The following is a 23,808-nucleotide window of genomic DNA, read 5'->3' on the forward strand; positions in this document are numbered from 1 at the left end:
GCGCGCCGCGCCCGATTGATTTCGGCGGGGCGCGTATGGTATACTGGTCCTGATAAAAATATTGCGGCAGCAGATAGGATGAAGCGGATGAAATATCAGGTGGTGCTCTGGGACTTTGACGGGACGCTCGTGGACAGCTCGCCCGGCCTCTTCCGGTCGCTCGGCCGGATGTTCGAGCGGATGGGACGCCCGGTGCCCGGCGAAGAGGTCCTGCGCAAGTTTATCGGCCCGCCGATCGTCTACTCCCTCAAGACCTACATCGGCATGTCGGACGAGGACGCGGAAAAGGCGGTGTGGATCTTCCGGGAGGATTACGAGGCGGGGGGCTGCTACCTCTCCAAGGTGTACGACGGGCTGCCCGAACTGCTCCGCCGGCTTCGGGAGCAGGGGGTCAAAACGGGCGTTGCGACCCTCAAGCCCGAAAAGATTGCCCGGCACCTGCTGGAATACCTGGGGATCGACCACCTGTTCGACGCCTGCGTCGGCAACCGGGACGACGAGAAAGACGCGATTACCAAGAAGGACATCATCGAAACCGCGCTCGGCCAGCTCGGCTGGACGGACAAGTCCCGCGTCGTGCTGGTCGGGGACTCGGTCTACGACGCGGACGGCGCGATCACGGCGGGGATCGATTTCGTCGGGGCGGCCTACGGCTTCGGACTCCTGCCGGAACAGGCGGAGGAGCTGGGCTGCCGCTATGTGGCGGAGTCCCCGTCCTGCCTCGAGCCCTTTTTCTTCGGCACCGGAGATTGCAATGCGGCGGCGGACGCGGTAAAATAGATGTGGATCAACAAGCTGGACGGAGGGATAGCATGGACGCAAATGTCAGCGCGGTCCTCGAAAAGAGGATCAACCGGACGATCGGCAATCTGCAGAACAACAAGATGGACGCCTACTACGTCAAGACCCGCGCGGAGGCGGTCGAACTCGTAAAGGAGCTCTGCCCCGAGGGACAGTCGGTCTCGTGGGGCGGTTCGGTGACCCTCGAGGAGTGCGGGATCAAGGAGCTGTTGCGCCAAGGGGCCTACCGCTGCCTCGACCGGGAGGCGAAGGGCGCGGACCAGGATCAGGTCCAGCATGAGGCGTTTTTCTGCGACACCTATTTTTGCAGCAGCAACGCGATCACCGAGGCGGGCGAGCTCTATAACGTCGACGGCCGCGGAAACCGCGTCGCCGCGATGATCTACGGCCCCAAGAGCGTGATCGTCGTCGCGGGCTGCAACAAGATCGTGCCCGACCTCGAGGCCGCGCGGATGCGCATGCGGGACACCGCCGCGCCCGCCAACGCGACCCGCCTCGACCGGCGCACCCCCTGCAAGGTGCTCGGCATCTGCCGCGACTGCCACAGCGACGACCGCATCTGCTCCGACTACGTCGTGATGTCCCAGCAGATGATCAAGGGCCGCATCAAGGTGATCATCGTCGGGGAGCCGCTCGGCTACTGACTATACGGAAAAGCGCCCGGAACGCAACGCGTTCCCGGCGCTTTTGACTGCCGTTAGATCTGCGCGGATTTCGCCCGTTCGAAGAGGTCCCGCACCTCCTGCGAGGGCTCCCTGTCGAGGAGGGAGACGGCCACAATCACGACGAACGCGAGGACGAAGCCGGGGGCGAGGGAATAGAGCCCGGTAGCCGCCAGGGCGGGGATGTTTTCCCACAGCACGACGGTCAACCCGCCGACCACCATGCCGGCGACCGCGCCCTTCATGGTCAGCCGCTTCCAGAAGAGGGAGAGCAGGATGACGGGCCCGAAGGAGGAGCCAAAGCCTGCCCACGCGTAGGAGACGAGGCCCATGACCGAGCTGTTCGGATCGAGCGCGAGCAGGTAGGCGGCGACGGCGATCACCATGACGGCGGTACGGGAGACCCACATGAGCTCCCGGTCGGAGGCGTTCTTGCGGAAGAGCGCCTTGTAGAAGTCGTTGGAGACCGCCGAAGCGGCGACGAGCAATTGGGAATCGGCGGTGCTCATCGCGGCGGCGAGGATGGCGGAGAGCAAGATGCCCGCGATGAAGCCGGGGAAGAGGCGGGTGACGAGGTCCATGAAGATGACCTCCGCCGCGCCCGCGTCGGCGTAGACGCCCCGCCCGCCGAGGAAGGCGATGCCCACGATGCCGACGAAGACGGCCGCGCACAGCGAGATAAGCACCCAGACCATCGCGATGATGCGGCTCTTTTTGATCATCGAGCTGTCCTTGATCGCCATGAAACGCACGAGGATGTGCGGCATCCCGAAATACCCGAGCCCCCAGACGAGGCCGGAGACGATCGTGACGAGCGCGACCTTGCCGGACGCGTCGGCGAAGAGGTTGAGGTAGTTGGGGCCGCCGAAGCCCGCGATCAGCTCGGGGGAGATGCCCGAGGTGGTGAAGGCGGCGGCGACCGGCACGACGATGAGCGCGGCGAACATCAGCATCCCCTGGATGAAGTCGGTCCAGCAGGCGGCCAGGAAGCCGCCGAGGAAGGTATAGGAGATGATGATGACCGCGCCGACCGTCAGCGCCACGACGTAGTCGAAGTGGAAGACGTACTGGAAGAGCTTGGCGCCGGTGCTGAAGGCGGAGGCGGTGTAGACGAGGAAAAAGACGAAGATGATCACCGCGCAGACGCTGCGGATCGCGGTGGATTTGCTGCAGAAGCGGTTCTGCAGATACTGCGGGATGGTGATCGAGTCGTCGGCGACGTAGGTGAACTTGCGCAGGCGCACGGCGACGAGCTTCCAGTTGAAATAGGTGCCGAGCGCGAGGCCGATGGCGATCCACGCGGCGGAGAGTCCCGACCAGAAGGCCGCGGCGGGAAGCCCCAGCAGCAGCCAGCCGGACATGTCGGAGGCCTGCGCGCTCAGCGCGGTGACCCAGCTTCCGAGGCTGCGGCCGCCGAGGAAATAGTCGGAGATGTTATTGGACTTGTGGTAGAAGTAGAAGCCGATCCACACCATCAGTGCGAAATAGATGATGAATGCGATCAGGATGCCGATGTCAAGCTGCATGGCGGTTCCTCCTCATTTTCAGTCTCAGATGTCGGATGGGGGCGCTTTCTCTCACTGCCGCAATAGTGAGCTACAGATCTTATCCATTATTATACAAAATTCCCCAATTCAATGCAAGGGCGGATTTCAAAAGTTGCAGAAATTCTGTTGACAGCGGGCAAAATATGCGTATAATTAGAGTTTATCAGGGCACCGCAGTTTTTACTACCTTTTCGGAGGATTTTGGCATATGTTGAACCGGATTTCCAAGAGAATCGCTTCGCTGCTGGCCGCGCTTTGCTGTGCGGTCTGCCTTGCCACTCCTTCTTTTGCGCTTATCCCGAATACGGGCGACGGTTCCGGGATGCTCCTGCCGATTATGGGCGGGCTTCTTGTGGTATCCGTAATTCTTATTATTGTCTATGTCGTACTGTCCGCAAAGAAGAAAAAGTAGCAATTTAGGGACGATTTTCACGACCTTCCCGGATTGCGGGAAGGTTTTTTTATATACTTTTTCCGGTGGCTTTTGCATGAATCGTTTTTGTACATTTCATACTTTATTGATGCAGTATTTTAAAGCGCATTTGTGGAAAAGCTGGAAATTCTTCCGTTGCCTTGTGAATAATCATGCAGAATGTTATAATCAAACGTAACGCTTTCGCGGAAGGGAGCGCCTATGCTGACCAATCTCAAACGGATCGTCTTGGTCGTCGGCCACTACGGCAGCGGGAAGACCAATTTTTCGGTCAACCTCGCGGTGGACCTGAAGGCCGCCGGCCGGGACGTGATCCTCGTCGACCTCGATATCGTAAACCCCTATTTCCGCAGCGCCGATTTCGGCGCGCTGCTGGAGGAGAGAGGGATCGGGCTGATCGCGCCCGTCTACGCGCGGTCCAACCTCGACGTGCCCGCCCTCGACGGGCGCCTGGACGCGGTCATCGAATCGGATAAGACGCTGGTGATCGACGTGGGCGGCGACGACGCGGGCGCGGCCGCGCTCGGCCGCTACAGCGCCATGATCAGGGAGGCGGGCGGATGCGACATGCTCTACGTCGTGAACGCCTACCGCTATCTCACCCAGACGAGCGAGGAGGCCGCCGAAATCCTCGGCGAAATCGAGAGGAAGGCCCGGCTGGAGGCGACGGCGGTGGTCAACAACTCCAACCTCGCGGACATCACGACGGCGGACGACATCGTTTCGTCGGCTGGCTACGCCGAGGAGACGGCGCGTCGGTACGGTATTCCCGTGCTCTGCACGACGGCGTGGAAAAAGCTCGCCGCCGGGGTGGGGGAGCGGCTGCCCGGCCGGGAGATCTATCCGGTGGATATTTATGTAAAAAAACCGTGGGAAGTCTAGCGGTCCCGCGGCGGTATAGAGTTAAGGAGGTGTTTTCAATGGCAAAGATGACGGTGAACCGTGACATCTGTAAAGGCTGCGGCCTGTGTGTGGAAGTCTGCCCGAAGAAGATCATTTTTCTGGATAAATCGGTACTGAACGGAAAAGGGTACCATCCCGCTACCGTGACGGATATGGAGAGCTGCATCGGCTGCGCGATGTGCGCGACGATGTGCCCCGACTGCGCAATTACCGTTGAGAAATAGCGGCCTCAAACAGAATTGATTCACGAAAGGCAGTGACGTTATGTCATCCACGCAAAAAATGTTAATGAAGGGGAATGAGGCGCTCGCGGAAGCGGCGATCCAGGCGGGCTGCCACCATTTCTTCGGCTACCCCATCACCCCGCAGACGGAAGTCGCGGCCTATATGGCCAAAAAGATGCCCAAGATCGGCGGTACATATATGCAGGCGGAGTCGGAGATCGCCGCGATCAACATGGTTTACGGCGCGGCCTCCGCGGGCGTGCGTGCCATGACCTCCTCCTCCTCCCCGGGCATCTCCCTCAAATCGGAGGGGATCTCCTACCTGGCGGGCTCCGACCTGCCCTGCCTGATCGTCAACGTCCAGCGCGGGAGCCCGGGGCTCGGCGGCATCCAGCCCTCCCAGGCCGACTACTGGCAGGCCACCCGCGCCCCCGGCCACGGCGACCTGCACGTGCTCGTCTTCGCCCCCTCCTCGATCCAGGAGATGGTCGACATGGTGTTTGACGCGTTCGATCTCGCCGACTGCTACCGCATGCCCGCGATGATCCTCGCGGACGGCATGCTCGGGCAGATGATGGAGCCGATCTCCTTCCCCGAGAAGCAGGTCAGGACCTACGACAAGAGCGGCTGGGCGACCAGCGGCCACCAGCATAAGCGCGCCCACCACATCGTCAACTCCCTCTACCTCCAGCCGGAGGAGCTGGAAGCCAAGATCCTCGAGCGGTTCCAGCGCTATGAGGAGGTCAAGGCGAAGCACACCCGCTGCGAGGAGTACCTCGTGGAGGACGCGGAGTACGTCGTCGTCGCCTACGGCGCGACCTCCCGCATCGTCCGCAGCGCGGTCAACACCGCGCGGGAGCAGGGGATCAAGGTGGGGCTCATCCGCCCGCTGACCCTCTGGCCGTACCCGTACGCGCCGATCGAAAAGGCGGCCGAGCGCGGCGTGAAGGCGTTTTTGAGCGTCGAGATGAGCATGGGCCAGATGGTGGACGACGTCCGCATCGCGGTCAACGGCAGGGCGCCCGTGTCCTTCTTCGGGCGCACCGGCGGCGTCATCCCGACCCCCGCCGAGGTGCTCTCCGAAATCAAAAAAATGGCAGGAGGTGACCGGTAATGGCCGTCGTCTATCAGAGACCCCACGCGCTGCTGGATGTCAGCACCCACTATTGCCCCGGCTGCACCCACGGCATCATCCATAAGCTGGTCGCGCAGGCGCTCGACGAGCTCGATATCGAAGGCCGCGCGATCGGCATCGCGCCGGTCGGCTGCTCGGTCATGGCCTACAACTATTTCGGCTGCGACATGATCGAGGCCGCGCACGGCCGCGCCCCCGCGATCGCGACGGGCGTCAAGCGTTCGCTGCCCGACAGCGTCGTCTTCACCTACCAGGGCGACGGCGACCTCGCCGCCATCGGCACCGCCGAGACGGTCCACTCCGCGACCCGCGGCGAAAACATCACGATCATCTTCGTCAACAACGCGATCTACGGCATGACCGGCGGCCAGATGGCCCCGACCACCCTGCCCGGGCAGGTCACCCAGACGACCCCCTACGGCCGCGACGTGTCCTACTCCGGCTTCCCGATCCACGTGTGCGAGATGCTCTCCACCCTCGACGGCGTGGCCTACGCCGAGCGCGTCTCGGTGGACAGCGTCCCCAACATCCGCAAGGCGGGTGCCGCGATCAAAAAGGCGTTCAAATGCCAGGTGGAAAAGAAGGGCTTCTCGATCGTCGAGGTGCTCTCCGCCTGCCCGACCAACTGGGGCCTTACCCCCTCGGAGGCGCTCCAGTGGCTGCGCGACAACATGATGCCCTACTATCCGCTGGGCGTCTATACCGACAAGACGGAGAAGGGGGTGCGTCCGTAATGCAGAGTATCCTGCTCGCAGGCTTCGGCGGCCAGGGCGTCCTGTTCGCCGGCAAGATCATGGCCTATTCCGGACTCATCGAGGACAAATACGTCTCCTGGCTGCCCTCCTATGGGCCCGAGATGCGCGGCGGCACCGCCAACTGCTCGGTCTGCATCTCCGACGAGCCGATCGGCTCCCCGCTGGTGCTCAACCCCGACGTGTTCGTCGCGATGAACCTGCCCTCCTACGACAAGTTCATCGACAAGGTCGCCCCGGGCGGCATCGCCGTGGTCGACAGCTCGCTCATCGCCAAAAGAAGCGAGCGCACCGACATCAAATGCTTCTACGTCCCCGCCACCGAAAAGGCGGATTCCGAGGGCCTCAAGGGGCTTTCCAACAACATCCTGCTCGGCAAGGTCCTGCAGGAGGCAAAGTTTGCGTCGCTCGAGACGGTCGAGGCGGCCGTGGCCAAGTGCGTGCCGCCCAAAAAGCAGCACCTGCTCGAGCCGAACATGCGCGCCATCAAGCTGGGCATGAGCCTCTGAGGGGCGGCCCGGACTTACGGCCCGGAAGGATTTCCTTCCGGGCCGTTTTTGCGTCCGCCGGGCGCGCGGCATTTCCGGGGAAAAGGGGGAAAGGGGAAAATCCCGTTCCCTTTTGCGCCCCGCGCCGGCATGGCCCTTATTTCCAAAACATCTGCCGAAATGGATAAAAGGCGGCCGCCCCTCATGGCGGCCGCCCGGCAAACATTCCTTTATCGAGTCAGCATCTCGACGGCTTCCTCTTTTGTTGAAACGAAGAAGACGTCTTTTCCATGGTTGCTTTCGTAAATGAAATCTTTGAGCGGCTTGCTCGTATAGTGCGAATAGTCGCCGTAAACAGCAATCCGCCCGCCATAGTTGATATACTTTTGTAAAATTTCTCCCGCAAGGCCTGTGCTGAGAATAAAAAACTCCTCTTTTATCAGCCTCTTATCGATCACGATGTTTTTTGTATCCGCGTCATATTTTGCCTGCATCAGCAAATCCAACGCGGACTGCGCATCTGTGATAACCATGGCGTCGCTTTCAATGATGGCGCAGACGATGTTGTTATTTTCAACTGTTTTAATGGTCATGTTTCACATTTCCCTCTTCGCAAATTATTTGTCGGTTCTATTTTACCACACGATTGGGCCTGTCTGCAATGGGAGGCGGATGAAACCGGCGGCGCTGGGAAAAAGGGGAAAGGGGAAAAATTCCCGCCCGCTTGTCCGCCGGGCGGGGAGTGTGGTAGAATAGGAAGCATGAATGGAGGTGGAACGGATGCTGCATCTGATTCTGGGCGCGGCCGGCACCGGAAAGACGGCGCTGCTGCACGGGAAGATCGCGGAGTGCGTGCGCGGCGGCGGGAAGGCGATCCTGCTGGTGCCCGAGCAGTATTCGTTCGAGAGCGAGAAGGCCCTCTACAGGGGACTCGGCGCGAAGGACGCGCTGGCCGTGGAGGTATTGAGCTTTACGCGCCTCTGCGACCGGATTTTCCGGGAATACGGCGGGCTGGCGGGGGTGCACCTCGACGAGACGGCCAAGGTGCTGCTCATGAGCGTCGCGCTCGGCGAGATCGGCGGGGAGCTGCGCGCCTACCGCAAGAACGTCTCGGGCGCGGCGTTTGCCGCCGCGATGTGCGAGGCGGTCGGCGAGCTCAAGACCGCGGGCGCGGACCCCGGGACGCTGCGCGCCGCGGCGGCGGACGCGTCGGAGGAGCTGCGGGACAAGCTCTCCGACGTGGCGCTCATCTTTGAAACCTACCAGGCGCTCATTGAGCGCGGCTACTGCGACCCGGACGACAGTCTGCGGCGCGCCTGCCGGAAGCTCGAGGGGCGGTCGTTTTTCGCGGATTACAGCGTCTTTATCGACGGGTTCATGGCGTTCATGGGCGCGGAGTGGAAGCTGCTCGGCCGGATTCTGGAGGGGAGCCCGGCGGTGTGGGCGGCGCTGCCCTGCGACGGGCTCTCCTGCGCCGACGAGACGGGCGCTTTCGCCGCGGCCGCGCAGACTGCCAACCGCCTGGTGCGCGACGCGAAGGCGGCGGGGGTCCCCGTCGCCGCGCCGGCCGTCCTGCGGGAACCCAGGCGGTTCGCGCGGCCCGCGCTCGCCCACATCGCCGAAGCCTTTTCCGACGCCGCGCCGGAAGGGTGCGAAACGCATGAGGGGGTGAAGCTCGCCGCGTGCGAGGACCTCTACGACGAGCTGGAATTCGTCGCGTCGCACATCTGCGCGCTTGTGCGGGAGGAGGGCTGCCGCTACCGCGACATCGCGGTGATCGGGCGGGACCTCGACCGCTACCTCGTGCCGCTCGAAACGGTCTTCACGCGCTATGAAATCCCCTTCTTCGCCGACCTGCGCGCCGATATCCAGGTGCATCCGTTCGCGTCGGGGCTGCTGGCCGCGCTCGACGCGGCGCGCAGCGGGTTCGATTCCGAATACCTGCTCGCGCTCGCCAAAAACTGCGTCACCGGCATCGGTCCGGCCGAGGCGGGGGAGCTGGAGAACTACTGCTTCGTCTGGGGCGTTTCGGGCGCGGCTTGGCGGACGGACTTCACCAACAACCCCGACGGGATGGCGGAGGGTTTTACCGAGGAGCAGGCGGAGCGGCTCGGACGGATCAACGAGACCCGCAGAAAGCTGGTCGGCCCGCTTGTGACGCTGCGGCATGAGCTAGCCGGCTGCGACGGGCGCGGCTTTGCGGCGGCGGCGTTCGGGTGGCTCGAGCGGGTGAAGGCGGCGGACCGCCTGCAGGAGAGTGCCGCCGGGATGGAGGAGGGGGAGCGGAAGCGCTTCCTCGAGATGTCGGCGCAGGTTTGGGAGGCGCTGCTCGGCCTGCTCGACGTGTTCGGCGGGGCGCTTGCCGACGTGCGCCTGCCGCTCGGGCGGTTGATCGACCTGCTGCGCATGGGGATTTCCGCCGCCGATATCGGGCGCATCCCCCAGACGATCGACCAGGTGATCGTCGGCGCGGCCGACCGCGTCCGGCCGGACGGTCCGCGCGCCGTCTTTGTGATCGGGTTCAACGAGGGGATCTTCCCGCGGTGGGAGACGCCGGCGGGCATCTTTTCCGCCGCCGAGCGGGACCTGCTCAAGGCGCGCGGGGTCGACCTGCTGCGCACGCCGGGGCAAACGGCCCTCTTCGAGCGGTATTACGTCTATTTCGCGCTCACACAGGCGTCAGAGCGGCTGTGCGTCAGCTGGCCGCTGCGGGATACGGCGGGCGCGGCGCTCGCGCCCTCGTCCGCGCTCGACCGGGTGCGCGCGCTGACGGGGTGCCCGGTGGAGTCCTCTTTGGCGGGGCCGCTCGGGCGGGTGGCCAACGGGCGCACCGCCTTTGACGAGCTGGCGCGCGGCTGGCGGGAGCGGACGCCCGCCGAGGCCTCCCTGCGGGCGTGGTTTTCCGCGCGGGAGCCCGCGCGGATGGAGGCGCTCGCGCGGTGCGCCGGGACGCGGGAATTTTCCATGGGCGACCGCGCGGCGGCGCGCGCCCTCTTCGGCGCGCAGGTGCGCATCTCCCCGTCGCGCGCCGAGCAGTACTACCAGTGCCCGTTTTCCTATTTCTGCAAGGCGGGCCTGCGGATCAGCCCCCGCCGCAGGGTGGAATTCAACCCGATCGAGTCGGGCTCCCTCATCCACCTCGTGCTTGAGAAGATGGTCGGGAGGTACGGCTGCCGCGGGCTTTCCGCGCTCGACGACGCGCGGCTGGAGCGGGAGATCGCCGAAATCATCGAGGCGGACCTCTCCGCCAAGATCGCAAACCTCGACGAGATGCCCGCGCGGTTCCGGTACCTCTTCCGGAGGCTGGTGGGCACCCTTGTGCGGCTTCTGCGGCGGCTGGCGCTGGAATTCGCTCAGAGCGAATTTGAGCCGGCGGCCTTCGAGCTGCCGATCAACCTCGACGCGGAGATAAAGCCCCTTGACCTGCGCGCGCCCGACGGCACGCGTGTGATCGTCGAGGGAATTGTCGACCGGATGGACGTCTATGAGCGGGAGGGGGTCCGCTATGTGCGGGTCGTCGACTACAAGTCGGGGCACAAGAGCTTCAGCCTGTCGGACGTCTGCTACGGGCTCAACATGCAGATGCTCATCTACCTCTTTTCGATCTGCGAGAACGCGCCCGGGGGCGGGGCGGTCCCGGCGGGCGTGCTCTACATGCCCGCGCGCGACAGCGTCGTTTCGGCGGAGCGGGGCGCATCGGAGGAGGCGGTGCGCGCGGAACAGCAGAAACGCCTGCGGATGAACGGCATCCTGCTCGAGGACCGGGAGGTTCTCTCGGCGATGGAACCGGGGCTCGCGGGAATCTATATCCCCGTCAGGGCGAAGAAGGACGGCTCCTTTGACGCGCACAGCCAGCTCGCCACCCTCGAGCAGATGGGGACCATCAGGCGGCAGGTCGAGCGGCTGCTCGTGGAGCTGGCGGACAGCCTCGCGGGCGGGAGGATCGACGCGGCGCCGGTCGACGGGCTGAGCGATTACCGGCCGTGCGACTGGTGCGATTACCACGCGGTCTGCGGGCACGAGGATTCCGACGCGGTGAGGAAGCTCGCCGAGCTTGACCGCGCGGCCGCGCTCAAGGCGATGGAAGGGGGAGAGGCGGATGGCTGAGCGTCAGTGGACTCCCCAGCAGCGGGATGCGATCGAGGCGCGCGGCGGGACGGTGCTCGTCTCGGCGGCGGCGGGCTCCGGCAAGACGGCGGTGCTCGTCGAACGGGCGGTCGGGCGCATCCTCGACCCCGAACACCCGGTCGACGCCGACCGGCTGCTCGTCGTGACCTTTTCCAACGCGGCGGCGCTTGAAATGAAACAGCGCGTTATGGCGCGGGTGGCGGCGCTGGCCGCCGAGGACCCCGAAAACGCCCGCCTGCGCCGGCAGCAGCTCCTGCTCGGGCGGGCGCAGATCAGCACGATCCACGCCTTCTGCGGCGAACTCATCCGGCAGAACTTCCAGCTGCTCGGCGTCGCCTCCAACATCCGCACGGGGGACGAGAAGGAGCTGGAGGTCCTGCGGCGGGACTGCGCGCGCGGCGTGGTGGAGGAGTTCTTCTCGAGGGAGGACGGCGGACGGTTTGCCCGCCTCGTCGAGCTGCTCAGCACCGGGCGGGACGACAGCCGAGTCTTTACCACCCTCTTCTCCCTCTACGACTTCGTGCGCTCCCACCCCTTTTACCGCAGTTGGATGGAGGCGAAGCTCTCCTATTATAATGAGGGGGTGCCGGTCGCCGATTCGATCTGGGGCAAGTGCATCCTCGGCTACGCCGCCGACGCGCTCGGGTACGCCTGCGCGCTCTCCCGGCGCGCGCTCGCCCTCGCGGAGGAGGACGGGACGCTGGAGAGCGCCTACGGCGGCGCGCTGCGGGCCGACCTGCGGCAGCTCGAGCGGGTGCGGGAGTCGGTCGCGGCGCGCGACTGGGACGGGACCTGCGCGCGGCTCGGGAGCTTCGTCTTTGAGAAGCTGCGCCCCGTCCGGGGGGACGACCCCCGCAAGGGGGCGGCGCAGGCGCTGCGCAAGAGCGTCCGGGGAATCGTCGAGGCGCTGCGGGACCGGCAGTTCTGCGCCACGGCGGCGGAGTTCTCCGAGGACGTCGCCGACCTGCGCCCGATGGTGGAGACCCTCTTTGAACTGGTGGAGGCGTTCGACCGGGCGTTCACCGAGCAGAAGCAGCAGAAAAACCTGATGGATTTTTCCGATATGGAGCAGTACGCGATCGCGCTGCTCGTGCGGCCCGCGGGAGAGGGGTACGTCAAGACCCCGCTGGCCCGGGCGGTGTCGGAGCGCTACGACGAGGTGCTTGTCGACGAGTTCCAGGACACCAACGCGGCGCAGGAGATCATCTTCCGCGCCGTCTCGCAAAAGGAGCGGAACCTCTTCCTCGTCGGGGATGTCAAGCAGAGCATCTACCGCTTTCGCCAGGCCTGCCCCGAGCTCTTCATGGAGAAGAAAAAACGCTACGCCCCCTACGACGGCAAGCAGTTCCCGGCGAGGATCACGCTCGGGAAGAACTTCCGCAGCGCGCCGGAGGTGACGGGGAGCGTCAACTTCTTCTTTTCGCTGCTCATGAGCGAGGAGATCGGCGAGATCGACTACAACGGGGAGGAGGCGCTCATCCCCGGCGGGAGCTTCCCCGAGGGGACCCCCGCCGGGTGCGAACTGCGCCTTCTGGACCTCACCGGCTACGCGGGGGAGCGGACCCGCGTACAGGTCGAGGCGGACTGCGCCGCCGATGAGATCGCCGGGATGCTCGAGCGCGGGGAGCTCGTCGCGGAGGGTGACGCCCTGCGGAAGATCCGCCCGTCGGATATCTGCATCCTGCTGCGCTCCCCCTCCGGGCGGGCGCAGACCTACCTGGAAGCGCTGCAAAAACGGGGCGTGCCCGTCTGGGCGGAGCCGAAGAGCGGCTTTTTAACCTCAAGGGAGGTCGCGCCGGTCGTCGCGCTGCTGCGGGTGATCGACAACCCCCTGCTCGACGTCGACCTCGCGGCGGCGATGATGTCCGTCCTTTTCGACTTTACCGCCGACGAGATGGCCCATATCCGTCTCGCCGACCGGCGCGCGCCCCTCTACACGGCGGTGCAGAAGCGCGCCGGGGAGGGGGACGCGCACTGCCGTGAATTCTGCGAGACGCTCGCGCGGCTGCGGCGGTTCGCGGCGGGCGCGACCGCCGACGCGGTCATCCGCCGCGTCTACGACGAGTGCGGCTGCCTCGCAAAGGCGCAGGTGATGCGGATGGGCGCCTCCCGCCGCGCGAACCTGCTGCTGCTTGTGCAGTACGCCTGCGACTACCACGCGAGCGGCTACCGGGGGCTTTCGGGCTTCGTCGGCTTCGTCGACCGGCTGATCGAGCGGGGAGGCGACTTCGCGCCCGCCGCGAGCCTGTCGGAGCAGGCGGACGTCGTGCGGATCATGAGCATCCACCGCTCGAAGGGGCTGGAATTCCCCGTCGTCTTCCTCTGCGACTGCGCCAAGCAGTTTAACCGCCAGGATTTAAACGGCAGCACGCTGCTGCACACCGAGCTGGGGTTCGCCTGCGTGCGCCGAGACCCCAGGCTGCAGACGCAGTTTTCCACCGTGCCGATGCAGGCGCTGCGGCTGGCGATCGAGCGTTCGATGCTCTCGGAGGAGCTGCGGGTGCTCTATGTGGCGCTCACCCGCGCAAAGCAGCGGCTCATCCTGACCGGGACGCTCTCCAAGCCGGGGGAGAAACTCGCGGGGCTGGCGTCCGCGCCGGAGGAAAACGGCAAGCTGCCGCCCTACCAGGTGCGCGGCGCGGCGAGCTGCCTCGACTGGGTTTTGATGGCTGCGGTCCACCACCCCGGCGCGGCCGGCCTGCTCGCGCAGTACGGCGTCGAGGCCGACCCCGTCCCGGCGCAGGCGGAACTCTCCGTCTCGATCCTGCCGGTGGAGGGCGACCCGCCCGAAACGGCGGATGCGGCGGGGGAGGCGCTTCCCCCGCCCGACCCGGCGCTCACCGAGGCGCTGGAGCGGAGGCTCGCCTGGCGCTATCCCTTTGCGCCCGAGACCCGGATTCCCACCAAGATGGCCGTTTCGCAGATCTCCAAGGGGGAACTCGCCAGGAGCTACCGCTTTGCGGGACGCCCTGCCTTTTTGCAGGAGCGGGGGCTCACCGCCGCGCAGCGGGGCAGCGCGCTCCACAAGTTCATGCAGTTTTCCGACTACCGCGCCGCGGCGGAGGACGTCTGCGCCGAGCTCGAACGGATGGCGCGGGAGGGCTTCCTCTCCCGGCAGGAGGCGGACGCGATCGACGCCGGGAAGCTCGCGGCGTTCTTTCGCTCGCCGCTGGCGGGGCGCATCTTCCGCGCGGACAGGGTGTGGCGGGAGCTGCGCTTTCTGGCCGAGGTGGGGAAGGAGACGCTCGGGGAGTACACCGGCCTCTTTGACGCGGGCGGCAGGACGGCGGTCCAGGGGGTGGCGGACTGTGTCTTTGCGGAAAAGGGCGGCGCGGTGATCGTCGACTACAAGACCGACCAGGTCAAAACGCCCGCGGAGCTGGTCGAACGCTACCGGGTGCAGCTCGAGCTCTACCGGAAGGTGCTCGGCGGCGCGCTGGGCATGCCGGTCAGGGAGTGCGTGCTCTACTCCTTCGCGCTGTCAAAGGAAATCGTCATTTAGGTGTTGACACGGGCTGATTATCGTGGTATCATAATTCGGTAAACAAAGTAGAGCAGTTTCTGTTCTCACCTCGCCGCCGGTGGGCGGCTGGTCAATAGCGATTTCCCCTGCGGGGGAGACTGTGGTTGATTCGACGAGCGTGGGCGGTTTCTGCCCACGCTCGTTTTCAATGCAATGCAAAAAAGGCTTTGGAGGTGTTTCGTATTAGCAGCAAGGAATTGCTCATCAATGAGGAGATCAGGGACAAGGAAGTGCGTCTGGTCGGCACGGAGGGGGAACAGCTCGGCGTTGTGCCGCTTGCGACGGCCCAGAACATGGCGATCGAAAAGAACCTTGACCTCGTGAAGATCGCTCCTCAGGCCACGCCGCCCGTCTGCAAGATCATGGACTACGGCAAGTACAAATTCGAGCAGGCGAAGCGGGAGAAGGAAGCAAGGAAAAATCAGAAGGTGATCGAGATCAAGGAGGTCCGCCTCTCTCTGAACATCGACACCAATGATTTCAACACCAAGGTGAACCGCGCCATCAAGTTCCTTGAGGGCGGGGATAAGGTGAAGGCGTCCCTGCGATTCCGCGGCCGCGAGATGGCGCATCCCGAGCTGGGGACGAGCATCATGAAGCGTTTCACCGAAGCGGTGGCCGAGGTCGGCAACGTTGAGAAACAGCCGAAGCTCGAGGGCCGCAGCATGGTGATGTTTATCTCACCGAAGCCCGCAACCAATATTAAGGGAGGAAACAAAAATGCCTAAGCTGAAGACCCACACCGGTGCCAAAAAGCGCTTTAAGCTTACCAAGAACGGAAAGGTGAAACGTGCGCACGCCTATAAGAGCCACCTGCTCAACGGGCACGGAAAGACCGCCAAGAGCAAGCGCCGTCTGCGTAAAGGCGCCTATGCCGACAAGACCAACGTGGCGACGATCAAGCTGCTCGTTCCCTACAAATAATCGGAAACAGACGGAGGTAAATAGATATGGCTCGTGTTAAGGGCGCAATGATGACCCGCAAGAGAAGGAAAAAGACACTGAAGCTTGCCAAAGGCTACTTTGGCGCCAAGAGCAAGCTCTTTAAAATGGCCAAACAGCAGGTGATGAAGTCGGGCAACTACGCCTTCATCGGCCGCAAGCAGAAAAAGCGCAACTTCCGCCAGCTGTGGATCACCCGCATCTCCGCGGCCTGCCGCATGAACGGCGTCAACTACAGCACCTTCATGAACGGCCTCAAGAAGGCGGGCGTGGAGCTCAACCGCAAGATGCTTTCGGAGATCGCGATCAACGACGCCGCGGCGTTTACCGCGCTCGTCGAGCAGGCGAAGGCCGCCCTCTAATAGGAACCGCATACGCCCGCGCGCATCCGCGCGGGCGTATCTTTTGTATGTAGGGGAAGGAGGTGCCCGCCGTGGCAGAAAAAGAGATCACTTCGCGCCAGAGCCCTTCCGTCAAGCGGTATGTCCGGCTTGCGGGCTCCCGCAGGGCGCGTTATGAGGAGCGCCTCTTCGTGACCGAGGGGGCCAAGCTCACCGGGGAGGCGTTCGCGGCGGGATATCTCCCCGTCGAGCTCTTCGCCACCGGGGAGGCGTTCGACGCCGCGTTCGATACCCTTTCGCCCGTTGCGCTCGCGGCGGAGACCTTCTGCCGCATCACCCCGGCCGTGGCGGACAAGCTCGCCCAGTCGGTCAGCCCGCAGGGCGTTTTCGGCGTTTTCCGCATGCTTGACAACGGGACGCAACCTGTTAAAATAAGCAGTAACGGCAAATTTCTCCTGCTTTCCTCGCTGCAGGACCCGGGCAATCTGGGCACCATTCTGCGCACGGCGGCGGCTTTCGGGATCGGCGGCGTCCTTCTTTCGGACGACTGCCCCGACCTCTACAGCCCCAAGGTGCTGCGTGCGTCGATGGGCGGCGTCTTCCGGGTGCCCGCCGCGGTGACGGACGACCTCGGCGGCTGGATCGACGCGCTGAAGGCGGCGGGCGTGCCCGTTTGGGCGGCCGCCCTTCGGCGGGACGCGAAGACCCTCCGGGAGGTTTCGCTCGGCGAAGGCGGCTGCGCCGTCGTGATCGGAAACGAGGGCGGCGGGCTGGACGACGGCGTGATCGGCCGCTGCACCGGAAGCCTCGTCATCCCGATGGAGCCGGGCAGCGAATCGCTCAACGCCGCGATGGCGGCGGGGGTCTTCCTGTGGGAAATGTACCGTTAGACTGATTTCGGGGGTGCGCGGCATGGCGGACGGGCTCTATTGGATCTGGCTGCAGGAGGCGCTCGGCGCGGGCAGCGTCAAGGCGGACCGGGTGATCCGGGAGATCGGTTCGCCCGAAGAGCTCTACCGCATGGGCCTGGAGGAGCTGCGCGCCACGGGAATCTTCGCGCCCAAGGAGATCGAGCGCATCCGTTCGACCGACCTCAGAAGAGCGGAGGAGGCCCTGCGCCTCTCCCGCCGTTGCGGGTGCGGCGTAATCACCCCGGACTCTCCCGATTATCCCGAGGCTTTGACAAATATCGACGGTATGCCGTGTGTATTATATGTACTGGGCGACCTGCGCGGCCTGCGGGAGGAGCTGGTCCTCACGCTGGTGGGGACGCGGACCTCGACCGATTACGGCGAACGGTGCGCGCAGCGCCTCGCCCACGACCTCGCCTCCGTGGGCTGCACCGTGGCCAGCGGGCTCGCGGTGGGCGTCGACTACGCTGCCCACGATGGAGCCCTTGCCGCGAACGGGCGTTCGGTCGGCCTGCTCGCCTGCGGGCTCGACGTCGACTACCCGAGCGAAAGCCGCGGCCTCAAACGGCGCATCCTCGACGCGGGCGGCGTGCTGATGACCGAATTCCCCTTCGGGGAACGCCCGCAGCGCTACAACTTCAACATCCGCAACCGGCTGCTTTCGGGCATCTCCGCGGGCGTCGTGGTGGTGCAGGCCCCCGAACAGAGCGGCGCGCTCAATACCGCGCGCCACGCCCTCGACCAGAACCGGGACGTCTTCGCGGTGCCGGGCGAGATTTTCGACCCGAGCATGACCGGGTGCAACCGGCTGATCAAGGACGGCGCCAAGCTCGTTTTGAACGTCTACAGCATCCTGGAGGACTATATCGGCCGCTTCCCGGCCGGGATTGACGCGCAGACGGTGGTGCGGAAAATCCGCGCCGCCGGGCGGGAAGCAGACGAGCGGCCTTTAAACGGGCCGCGCAGGGTGCCGCGCCCGGGCATGGGGGAGGCTTCGCCGCTCATGGTGGCGCAGGAGGCCGCCCCGATGGCCGGCCGGCCGGAGCCGGCGGAACTCGGGGAGCTGGGGATTTCGGAGGAGGCCAGGGCCCTCTACGCCGTGCTCGGCGATCTGCCGGAGGGCGCGGAGCCGCTCGCCGGGCGCGCGGGACTCACCGCCGCGCAGGCGCTGGCCGCCCTGACCGAGCTGGAGCTCTTCGGGCTGGTGCGGGCGCTACCGGGCGGAAGATACCTGGCGGGAGCGCCGGATTCCAATTGAAATTGACTGCGCGTGGGCGCGTTTATTGATAGAGGGGAGTTTCCCCGGGAAAGGAATGGTTACAAGTTGTCCAATCTTGTCATCGTGGAGTCGCCCGCAAAGGCGAAAACGATAAAGAAATACCTCGGGAAGGGGTTTGAGGTGGTCGCCTCGATGGGGCATGTCCGCGACCTGCCCAAGAGCAAGCTGGGTGTCGACGTGGACAACGGCTTCGCGCCGCAGTACGTCGACATCAAGGGCAAGGAGGATCTCATCAAGGACCTCAAAAAGGCCGCCAAGAAGAGCGACGCCATCTACCTCGCGACCGACCCGGACCGCGAGGGGGAGGCGATCTCCTGGCACCTGGCGCAGATGCTCGGCGTCGACATGAAGGAGCAGAACCGCGTCACCTTCAACGAGATCACCAAGAGCGGCGTGCATTACGGCATGGAGCATCCGCGCACGATCGATGAAAAGCTCGTGGACGCGCAGCAGGCGCGCCGCATCCTCGACCGCATCGTCGGCTACAAGATCAGCCCCTTCCTCTGGCGCAAGGTGCGCAAGGGGCTGTCGGCCGGACGCGTACAGTCGGTGGCGGTGCGGATCATCCTCGACCGCGAGGAGGAGATCCGCGCCTTCAAGCAGCAGGAATACTGGTCGATCGACGCGCTGCTCGCCGCCAAGGGCCATGCGAAAAAGCCCTTCCCGGCCAAGCTCTATTCGATCGACGGCAAAAAGCTCGAGCTCGCCGGCATCCCGGACGAGGCGAGCGCCAAAAAGATCATCGAATCCCTCGAGGGAGCGGAATACACCGTCGCGGGCGTCAAAAAAGGGGTCCGCAAAAAATCCCCCGCGCCGCCGTTTATCACCTCGACCCTCCAGCAGGAGGCCTCCCGGCGGCTCGGCTACCAGTCCCGCCGCACGATGAAGATCGCGCAGGAGCTCTATGAGGGCGTCGAGATCGAGGGGATCGGCGCGACGGGCCTCATCACCTACATGCGTACCGACAGCCTGCGTATCTCCGACGAGGCCGCCGACGTCGCCAAAGCCTACATCACCGAGACCTACGGCAAGGAGTACCTGCCGGGGACCCGCCGCGTCTTCAAATCCAAGAAGAACGCGCAGGACGCGCACGAGGCGATCCGTCCGTCCGACCCGACGCTGACCCCCGAAAAGGTCAAGAAGGACCTCAGCGCCGAGCAGTATAAGCTCTACAAGCTTATCTGGGAGCGGTTCATCGCCAGCCAGATGGCCAACGCCCTGCTCGACACTGTGGCGGTCGACATCAATGCCGCGAACTGCCTGTTCAAGGCGTCCGGTTTCACGGTAAAGTTTGATGGCTTTACGGTGCTCTACGAGGAGTCCAAGGACTCGGACGATGAGAATTCCGCGGCGCTACCGCCGCTTGAGACGGGCGGCGTCCTCGCCCTCAAGCAGCTCACCCCCAACCAGCACTTCACCCAGCCGCCCGCGCGCTACACCGAGGCCTCCCTCATCAAGACGCTCGAGGAGAACGGCATCGGCCGCCCGAGCACCTACGCGCCGACGATCACGACGATTTTGGCGCGCGGCTACGTCGAGCGGGAGGGCAAGGCGCTCAAGCCGACCGCGCTGGGCGAGGTGACGACCAAGCTGATGGAGGAGCAGTTCTCCAAGATCGTCGACATCGACTTCACCGCCAATATGGAAAAGAGCCTCGACGAGGTCGAGGAGGGCAAGGAGAGCTACACCCAGGTGCTCGACGGCTTCTACGGGGACTTCATGACGACGCTCGAGACGGCGGAAAAGAATATGGAGGGCACCCGCGTCAAGGTCCCCGACGAGGAGACCGACGTGGTCTGCGAGCTGTGCGGGCGCAAGATGGTCATCAAGACCGGCCGGTTCGGCAAATTTCTCGCCTGCCCGGGCTTCCCCGAGTGCCGCAACACCAAGAAGATCGTCAAGGAGACGGGCGGGCTCTGCCCCGTGTGCGGCGGCAAGGTGCTCGCCAAAAAGTCGAAGAACGGCAAGGGCTACTACGGCTGCGAGCATTTCCCTGAGTGCAAGTTCATGACGTGGGACAAACCGCTTTCGGAGCCCTGCCCCAAATGCGGCGCGGCCCTTTTCCAGAAGACGGGGCGCGGCGCGCTCATCCACTGCCTCAAGGAGGGCTGCGACTACGCGCGGCCGGTGAAAGGGAAGTCCTCCGCCGGGGACGCGGACGAGGAATGACGCCGGTCGCGGTCATCGGCGCGGGGCTCGCGGGCTGCGAGGCCGCGTGGGCGCTGGCGAACGCGGGAATTCCGGTGCGGCTTCACGAGATGAAGCCGCGGAAGTTTTCCCCCGCACACCACAGCGAAAATTTCGCGGAGCTGGTCTGCTCCAACTCGCTCAAGGCCCAGCGCATCGGCTCGGCGGCGGGGATGCTCAAGGAAGAGATGCGTATGATGGGCTCGCTGGTCGTCGCCTGCGCAGAGGAAACGAGCGTGGCGGCGGGCGGCGCGCTTGCCGTGGACCGGGATGCGTTTTCCGCGCTCGTGACGGCGCGCGTCCGCGCGCACGAACGGATCGAGATCGTCCCCGGCGAGGTGGCGCGCATCCCCGGGGAGGGGAATGTGATCGTCGCGACGGGGCCGCTCACCTCCGACGCGCTCGCGGCCGACATCGAGGCGCGCTGCGGCGGTTCGCTGAGCTTCTACGACGCGGCCGCGCCGATCGTCACCTTCGATTCGCTCGACCGGGAGCGGGTCTTTTTCGCGGCGCGCTACGGCCGCGGGGAGGACGACTATATCAACTGCCCCTTTACAAGGGAGGAGTACGAGCGGTTCTACGACGCGCTGCTCCAAGCCGAGGGCGCGCCGCTGCACAGCTTCGACCGCCCGGAGGAGAAGGTCTACGAGGGCTGCATGCCGATCGAGATCATGGCGCGGCGCGGCCCGGACACCATCCGCTACGGGCCGCTCAAGCCGGTCGGCCTGCGCGACCCGCGCACCGGACACCGCCCGTGGGCGGTCGTGCAGCTGCGGCGGGAAAACCGCGAGGGGAGCCTCTACAACCTCGTGGGCTTCCAGACGAACCTCAAATTCGGGGAGCAGAAGCGGGTCTTTTCGATGATCCCGGGGCTTGAGCGGGCGGAATTCGCGCGGTACGGCGTGATGCACCGCAACACCTTTCTCGATTCGCCCCGCCTGCTGGACGCTGCCTTCCGGCTGCGCGGGGAGGAAAGAATCTGCTTTGCCGGGCAGATTACCGGCGTGGAGGGGTATATTGAGTCGGCCATGTCGGGAATCCTAGCAGGGAAGCAGCTTGCGCGCAGGCTGCGCGGGCTGCCCGCGCTGGAACTTCCGCGCGACACGATGTCGGGGGCGCTGTGCGCCTACATCAGCGACGAAAGCGTCGCGGAGTTCCAGCCGATGGGCTGCAATATGGGGCTGCTGCCCCCGCTCGGCGAACGGGTGCGGGACAAGCAGCAGCGCTACCAGATGATCGCCGAGCGGGGGCTCGGCCGCCTGCGGGAGGTTTTGCAGGAAGAACAGGAGGTCTTGTAATCATGAGAATCATTGTGGACGCCTTCGGCGGCGACAACGCGCCGCTCGAGGTCCTCAGGGGCTGCGCCATGGCCGTGAAGGAGTACGGCGTCGACATCATCGCCTGCGGGAGCGAAAAAACCATCCGCGAGGTGTGCCAAAAGAACCGGATTCCGCTCGACCGCATCTCGATCACCGACGTGGAGAAGGTCATTCCGGTAGAGGTCGACCCGACCGAGGTGGTCAAGTCGTACGACGACTGCACGATGGCGGTCGGATTGAAGATGCTCGCCTCGGGCGAGGGGGACGCCTTCGTCTCGGCGGGGAGCACGGGCGCGATCGTCGTGGGCGCGTCCCTCTTCGTCAAGCGCATCAAGGGGATCAAGCGCGCCGCGCTCGCGACCGTCATCCCCTCGCAGGACGGCTGCTACTTGCTGCTCGACATGGGCGCGAACGCCGAGTGCCGCCCCGAGATGCTCGTGCAGTTCGGCATCATGGGCAGCGCCTACATGGAGCATGTCTTGGGCGTCGAGCGTCCGCGCGTCGGCATCATCAACATCGGCACGGAGGAGAATAAGGGGCTCGAATTACAGATCGACGCCTACCGGATGATGCAGCACGCGCCGGTCAACTTCATCGGCAACGTCGAGCCGCGAGACCTGCCCTTCACCAAATGCGACGTGGCGGTGGCGGACGGCTTCGTCGGCAACGTCGTGCTGAAACTGACCGAGGGGCTCGGCTCGTGGTTTTCCAGGGAGCTCAAGGGCATCCTCTTCCGCAATGCGGCCTCCAAGATCGGCGCGGTCTTCCTGAGCAAGGGCGTGCTCTCCTTCAAAAAGAAGATGGACTACACCGAGTACGGCGGCGCGCCGCTGATGGGCATCTCCAAGCCGGTCATCAAGGCGCACGGCAGCTCGAACGCCAAGGCGTTCAAAAACGCGATCCGCCAGGCCAAGGAGTACACCGAGCGGGGCGTGATCAGCGAGATCAGCGGCGCGCTCGCGCAGCTCAGGGCAAACGCCGCGGACAACCGGACGGAGGGCTGAGATGGAAGCACATGTAAAGGACACGGCCCCGCTCGAGGAGCGGATCGGCTACGCCTTCCAGAACCGCAAATACCTCGACATCGCGCTGACCCACTCCTCCTATGCCAACGAGATGAAGAAAAACCTCTCGAGCAACGAGCGGCAGGAGTTCTTGGGGGACGCGGTGCTTTCGATCATCGTTTCCGACTACCTCTTCCACACCTTCCACCTCGCGGAGGGGGACCTCACCAAGCTGCGCGCCGCGATGGTGTGCGAAAAATCCCTCTGTGAATTTGCACGGCAGATTTCGCTGGGGGACTACCTCAAACTCGGCCGCGGCGAGGAGATGATGGGGGGACGCACCCGCCCATCGATTCTGGCCGACGCGTTTGAGGCGCTGCTCGCGGCGGTCTACCTTGACGGGGGGATAGAGCCGGCGCGCAGGTTTGTGCTCGGCTTCGTCGTGGACACGCTCGAGCACCGCGACGAGTTCGCCTTCACCGACTACAAGACGATGCTCCAGGAGATCATCCAGAAGAACCCCGAGGAGCGGCTGTCCTACGCGCTCGTCGAGGAGTCCGGCCCCGACCACAACAAGTCCTTTGTGGTCGAGGTGCACCTCAACAGCAACGTGATCGGCAGCGGGCGCGGCGGCAGCAAGAAGAGCGCCGAGCAGGCGGCCGCCCGCGAGGCGCTGCGCCTGATGGGCGAGTGCCCGTGAGACACGCGAACCTTGCGGTTTTCGTCCCCCACGCGGGCTGCCCGAGGCGGTGCAGCTTCTGCAGCCAGAAAAGCATCTCGGGCGCGCGGGAGGCCCCGACGGGGGAATCGGTCTCGGCGCTCTGCGCCGAATCGGCGCGCTCGCTCGCGGGAGCGGATACCGACGCGGAGATCGCCTTTTTCGGCGGCAGCTTCACCGCCATCGACCGTGCCTACATGCTCGAGCTGCTCGAAGCGGCGGCCCCCTTTGTGGGCGGCGCGTTCCGGGGAATCCGGGTCTCCACCCGGCCCGACGCGGTCGACGGGGAGGTTTTGGACCTCCTGCGGCGGTACGGGGTGACCGCCGTCGAGCTCGGCGCGCAGAGCATGGACGACGGGGTGCTCATGAAAAACCGGCGCGGCCACACCGCCGCCGACGTGGAGCGCGCCGCGCGGCTTGTGCGGGAGGCCGGGTTCGAGCTGGGGCTCCAGATGATGACGGGGCTTTACGGCTCGGACGAGGCGCGCGACTTCAGGACCGCCGAGCGGCT

22 protein-coding genes are annotated in these 23,808 nt (G+C 65.0%); 20 read left to right on the forward strand and 2 right to left on the reverse strand.

Features of this window, described 5'->3' with window-relative positions; all coding sequences use genetic code 11:
• Positions 1-87 precede the first annotated feature (87 nt).
• Positions 88-780 carry an HAD hydrolase-like protein gene (locus RDM88_RS05160; protein ID WP_308753802.1) on the forward strand — a complete coding sequence of 231 codons (693 nt, stop codon included), beginning with the start codon at positions 88-90 and terminating at the stop codon, positions 778-780.
• 32 nt (positions 781-812) lie between these two features.
• Positions 813-1,445: a lactate utilization protein gene (locus RDM88_RS05165; RefSeq protein WP_308753803.1), complete on the forward strand. Its 633-nt coding sequence runs from the start codon at positions 813-815 to the stop codon at positions 1,443-1,445.
• A 53-nt stretch (positions 1,446-1,498) separates the two neighbouring features.
• On the opposite strand, the gene putP is transcribed toward RDM88_RS05165, so the two are convergent.
• Positions 1,499-2,989 (reverse strand): sodium/proline symporter PutP, encoded by a 1,491-nt coding sequence (gene putP / locus RDM88_RS05170; protein ID WP_308753804.1) that lies wholly within the window; start codon positions 2,987-2,989, stop codon positions 1,499-1,501.
• 229 nt (positions 2,990-3,218) lie between these two features.
• On the opposite strand from putP, the gene RDM88_RS05175 reads away from it, so the two are divergent.
• The 6 genes from RDM88_RS05175 to RDM88_RS05200 all read left to right on the forward strand — a co-directional run bounded on the left by RDM88_RS05175 (position 3,219) and on the right by RDM88_RS05200 (position 6,966).
• Complete coding sequence (locus RDM88_RS05175) at positions 3,219-3,422, forward strand: hypothetical protein (RefSeq protein ID WP_308753805.1); 204 nt, start codon at positions 3,219-3,221, stop codon at positions 3,420-3,422.
• A 222-nt stretch (positions 3,423-3,644) separates the two neighbouring features.
• The gene (locus RDM88_RS05180; protein WP_308753806.1) at positions 3,645-4,325 is read left to right on the forward strand and encodes a cobalamin biosynthesis protein CobQ; all 681 of its coding nucleotides are present in this window, start codon (positions 3,645-3,647) and stop codon (positions 4,323-4,325) included.
• A 38-nt stretch (positions 4,326-4,363) separates the two neighbouring features.
• Positions 4,364-4,570 carry a 4Fe-4S binding protein gene (locus tag RDM88_RS05185; RefSeq protein ID WP_308753807.1) on the forward strand — a complete coding sequence of 69 codons (207 nt, stop codon included), beginning with the start codon at positions 4,364-4,366 and terminating at the stop codon, positions 4,568-4,570.
• 40 nt (positions 4,571-4,610) lie between these two features.
• The gene (locus RDM88_RS05190; protein ID WP_308753808.1) at positions 4,611-5,684 is read left to right on the forward strand and encodes a 3-methyl-2-oxobutanoate dehydrogenase subunit VorB; all 1,074 of its coding nucleotides are present in this window, start codon (positions 4,611-4,613) and stop codon (positions 5,682-5,684) included.
• Positions 5,684-6,439 carry a thiamine pyrophosphate-dependent enzyme gene (locus RDM88_RS05195; protein ID WP_308753809.1) on the forward strand — a complete coding sequence of 252 codons (756 nt, stop codon included), beginning with the start codon at positions 5,684-5,686 and terminating at the stop codon, positions 6,437-6,439. Before RDM88_RS05190 ends, RDM88_RS05195 begins: the two co-directional genes overlap by 1 nt.
• Entirely contained in the window at positions 6,439-6,966 is a 528-nt protein-coding gene (locus RDM88_RS05200) for a 2-oxoacid:acceptor oxidoreductase family protein (protein WP_308753810.1), read from the forward strand. Before RDM88_RS05195 ends, RDM88_RS05200 begins: the two co-directional genes overlap by 1 nt.
• Positions 6,967-7,175: 209 nt before the next feature.
• Here the strand turns inward: RDM88_RS05200 and RDM88_RS05205 are convergent, their stop codons facing one another.
• Positions 7,176-7,538 carry a DUF4180 domain-containing protein gene (locus tag RDM88_RS05205; protein ID WP_308753811.1) on the reverse strand — a complete coding sequence of 121 codons (363 nt, stop codon included), beginning with the start codon at positions 7,536-7,538 and terminating at the stop codon, positions 7,176-7,178.
• A 187-nt stretch (positions 7,539-7,725) separates the two neighbouring features.
• Here RDM88_RS05205 and RDM88_RS05210 point away from each other — a divergent pair, with 187 nt between their 5' ends.
• The 12 genes from RDM88_RS05210 to RDM88_RS05265 all read left to right on the forward strand — a co-directional run.
• Positions 7,726-11,052, forward strand: a complete 3,327-nt coding sequence (locus RDM88_RS05210) for a PD-(D/E)XK nuclease family protein (RefSeq protein WP_308753812.1) — start codon at positions 7,726-7,728, stop codon at positions 11,050-11,052.
• On the forward strand, positions 11,045-14,575 hold the full coding sequence (gene addA / locus RDM88_RS05215; RefSeq protein WP_308753813.1) for a helicase-exonuclease AddAB subunit AddA: 3,531 nt from the start codon (positions 11,045-11,047) through the stop codon (positions 14,573-14,575). The genes RDM88_RS05210 and addA overlap by 8 nt, the downstream gene beginning before the upstream one ends.
• A 194-nt stretch (positions 14,576-14,769) precedes the next feature.
• Positions 14,770-15,324 (forward strand): translation initiation factor IF-3, encoded by a 555-nt coding sequence (gene infC / locus RDM88_RS05220; protein WP_243107394.1) that lies wholly within the window; start codon positions 14,770-14,772, stop codon positions 15,322-15,324.
• The gene (gene rpmI, locus RDM88_RS05225) at positions 15,317-15,520 is read left to right on the forward strand and encodes a 50S ribosomal protein L35 (protein ID WP_308753814.1); all 204 of its coding nucleotides are present in this window, start codon (positions 15,317-15,319) and stop codon (positions 15,518-15,520) included. Before infC ends, rpmI begins: the two co-directional genes overlap by 8 nt.
• A gap of 26 nt (positions 15,521-15,546) precedes the next feature.
• A complete protein-coding gene (rplT, locus tag RDM88_RS05230; protein WP_101550913.1) occupies positions 15,547-15,900 on the forward strand; it encodes a 50S ribosomal protein L20 in 354 nt (117 codons plus the stop codon).
• Between the two features lie 71 nt (positions 15,901-15,971).
• Positions 15,972-16,769, forward strand: a complete 798-nt coding sequence (locus RDM88_RS05235; RefSeq protein ID WP_308753815.1) for an RNA methyltransferase — start codon at positions 15,972-15,974, stop codon at positions 16,767-16,769.
• A gap of 22 nt (positions 16,770-16,791) precedes the next feature.
• The gene (dprA, locus tag RDM88_RS05240; protein ID WP_308753816.1) at positions 16,792-18,048 is read left to right on the forward strand and encodes a DNA-processing protein DprA; all 1,257 of its coding nucleotides are present in this window, start codon (positions 16,792-16,794) and stop codon (positions 18,046-18,048) included.
• Between the two features lie 66 nt (positions 18,049-18,114).
• Positions 18,115-20,238: a type I DNA topoisomerase gene (topA, locus tag RDM88_RS05245; RefSeq protein ID WP_308753817.1), complete on the forward strand. Its 2,124-nt coding sequence runs from the start codon at positions 18,115-18,117 to the stop codon at positions 20,236-20,238.
• Positions 20,235-21,554, forward strand: a complete 1,320-nt coding sequence (gene trmFO, locus RDM88_RS05250; RefSeq protein ID WP_308753818.1) for a methylenetetrahydrofolate--tRNA-(uracil(54)-C(5))-methyltransferase (FADH(2)-oxidizing) TrmFO — start codon at positions 20,235-20,237, stop codon at positions 21,552-21,554. The genes topA and trmFO overlap by 4 nt, the downstream gene beginning before the upstream one ends.
• A gap of 2 nt (positions 21,555-21,556) precedes the next feature.
• A complete protein-coding gene (gene plsX, locus RDM88_RS05255) occupies positions 21,557-22,579 on the forward strand; it encodes a phosphate acyltransferase PlsX (protein ID WP_308753819.1) in 1,023 nt (340 codons plus the stop codon).
• A gap of 1 nt (position 22,580) precedes the next feature.
• Complete coding sequence (rnc, locus tag RDM88_RS05260; RefSeq protein ID WP_308753820.1) at positions 22,581-23,279, forward strand: ribonuclease III; 699 nt, start codon at positions 22,581-22,583, stop codon at positions 23,277-23,279.
• Positions 23,276-23,808: radical SAM protein (locus RDM88_RS05265; RefSeq protein ID WP_308753821.1), on the forward strand; the 533-nt coding region annotated here is incomplete at its 3' end. The genes rnc and RDM88_RS05265, both read left to right, overlap by 4 nt.

The organism is uncultured Anaerotruncus sp. (assembly GCF_902490045.1).
GTDB lineage: Bacteria > Bacillota > Clostridia > Oscillospirales > Ruminococcaceae > Anaerotruncus.

Coding starts and splice junctions, on each gene's coding strand:
- RDM88_RS05160 (WP_308753802.1), top strand. CDS start 88: ATGAAATATCAGGTGGTGCTCTGGGACTTTGACGGGACGCTCGTGGAC.
- RDM88_RS05165 (WP_308753803.1), top strand. CDS start 813: ATGGACGCAAATGTCAGCGCGGTCCTCGAAAAGAGGATCAACCGGACG.
- putP (WP_308753804.1), bottom strand. CDS start 2,989: ATGCAGCTTGACATCGGCATCCTGATCGCATTCATCATCTATTTCGCA.
- RDM88_RS05175 (WP_308753805.1), top strand. CDS start 3,219: ATGTTGAACCGGATTTCCAAGAGAATCGCTTCGCTGCTGGCCGCGCTT.
- RDM88_RS05180 (WP_308753806.1), top strand. CDS start 3,645: ATGCTGACCAATCTCAAACGGATCGTCTTGGTCGTCGGCCACTACGGC.
- RDM88_RS05185 (WP_308753807.1), top strand. CDS start 4,364: ATGGCAAAGATGACGGTGAACCGTGACATCTGTAAAGGCTGCGGCCTG.
- RDM88_RS05190 (WP_308753808.1), top strand. CDS start 4,611: ATGTCATCCACGCAAAAAATGTTAATGAAGGGGAATGAGGCGCTCGCG.
- RDM88_RS05195 (WP_308753809.1), top strand. CDS start 5,684: ATGGCCGTCGTCTATCAGAGACCCCACGCGCTGCTGGATGTCAGCACC.
- RDM88_RS05200 (WP_308753810.1), top strand. CDS start 6,439: ATGCAGAGTATCCTGCTCGCAGGCTTCGGCGGCCAGGGCGTCCTGTTC.
- RDM88_RS05205 (WP_308753811.1), bottom strand. CDS start 7,538: ATGACCATTAAAACAGTTGAAAATAACAACATCGTCTGCGCCATCATT.
- RDM88_RS05210 (WP_308753812.1), top strand. CDS start 7,726: ATGCTGCATCTGATTCTGGGCGCGGCCGGCACCGGAAAGACGGCGCTG.
- addA (WP_308753813.1), top strand. CDS start 11,045: ATGGCTGAGCGTCAGTGGACTCCCCAGCAGCGGGATGCGATCGAGGCG.
- rpmI (WP_308753814.1), top strand. CDS start 15,317: ATGCCTAAGCTGAAGACCCACACCGGTGCCAAAAAGCGCTTTAAGCTT.
- rplT (WP_101550913.1), top strand. CDS start 15,547: ATGGCTCGTGTTAAGGGCGCAATGATGACCCGCAAGAGAAGGAAAAAG.
- dprA (WP_308753816.1), top strand. CDS start 16,792: ATGGCGGACGGGCTCTATTGGATCTGGCTGCAGGAGGCGCTCGGCGCG.
- trmFO (WP_308753818.1), top strand. CDS start 20,235: ATGACGCCGGTCGCGGTCATCGGCGCGGGGCTCGCGGGCTGCGAGGCC.
- plsX (WP_308753819.1), top strand. CDS start 21,557: ATGAGAATCATTGTGGACGCCTTCGGCGGCGACAACGCGCCGCTCGAG.
- rnc (WP_308753820.1), top strand. CDS start 22,581: ATGGAAGCACATGTAAAGGACACGGCCCCGCTCGAGGAGCGGATCGGC.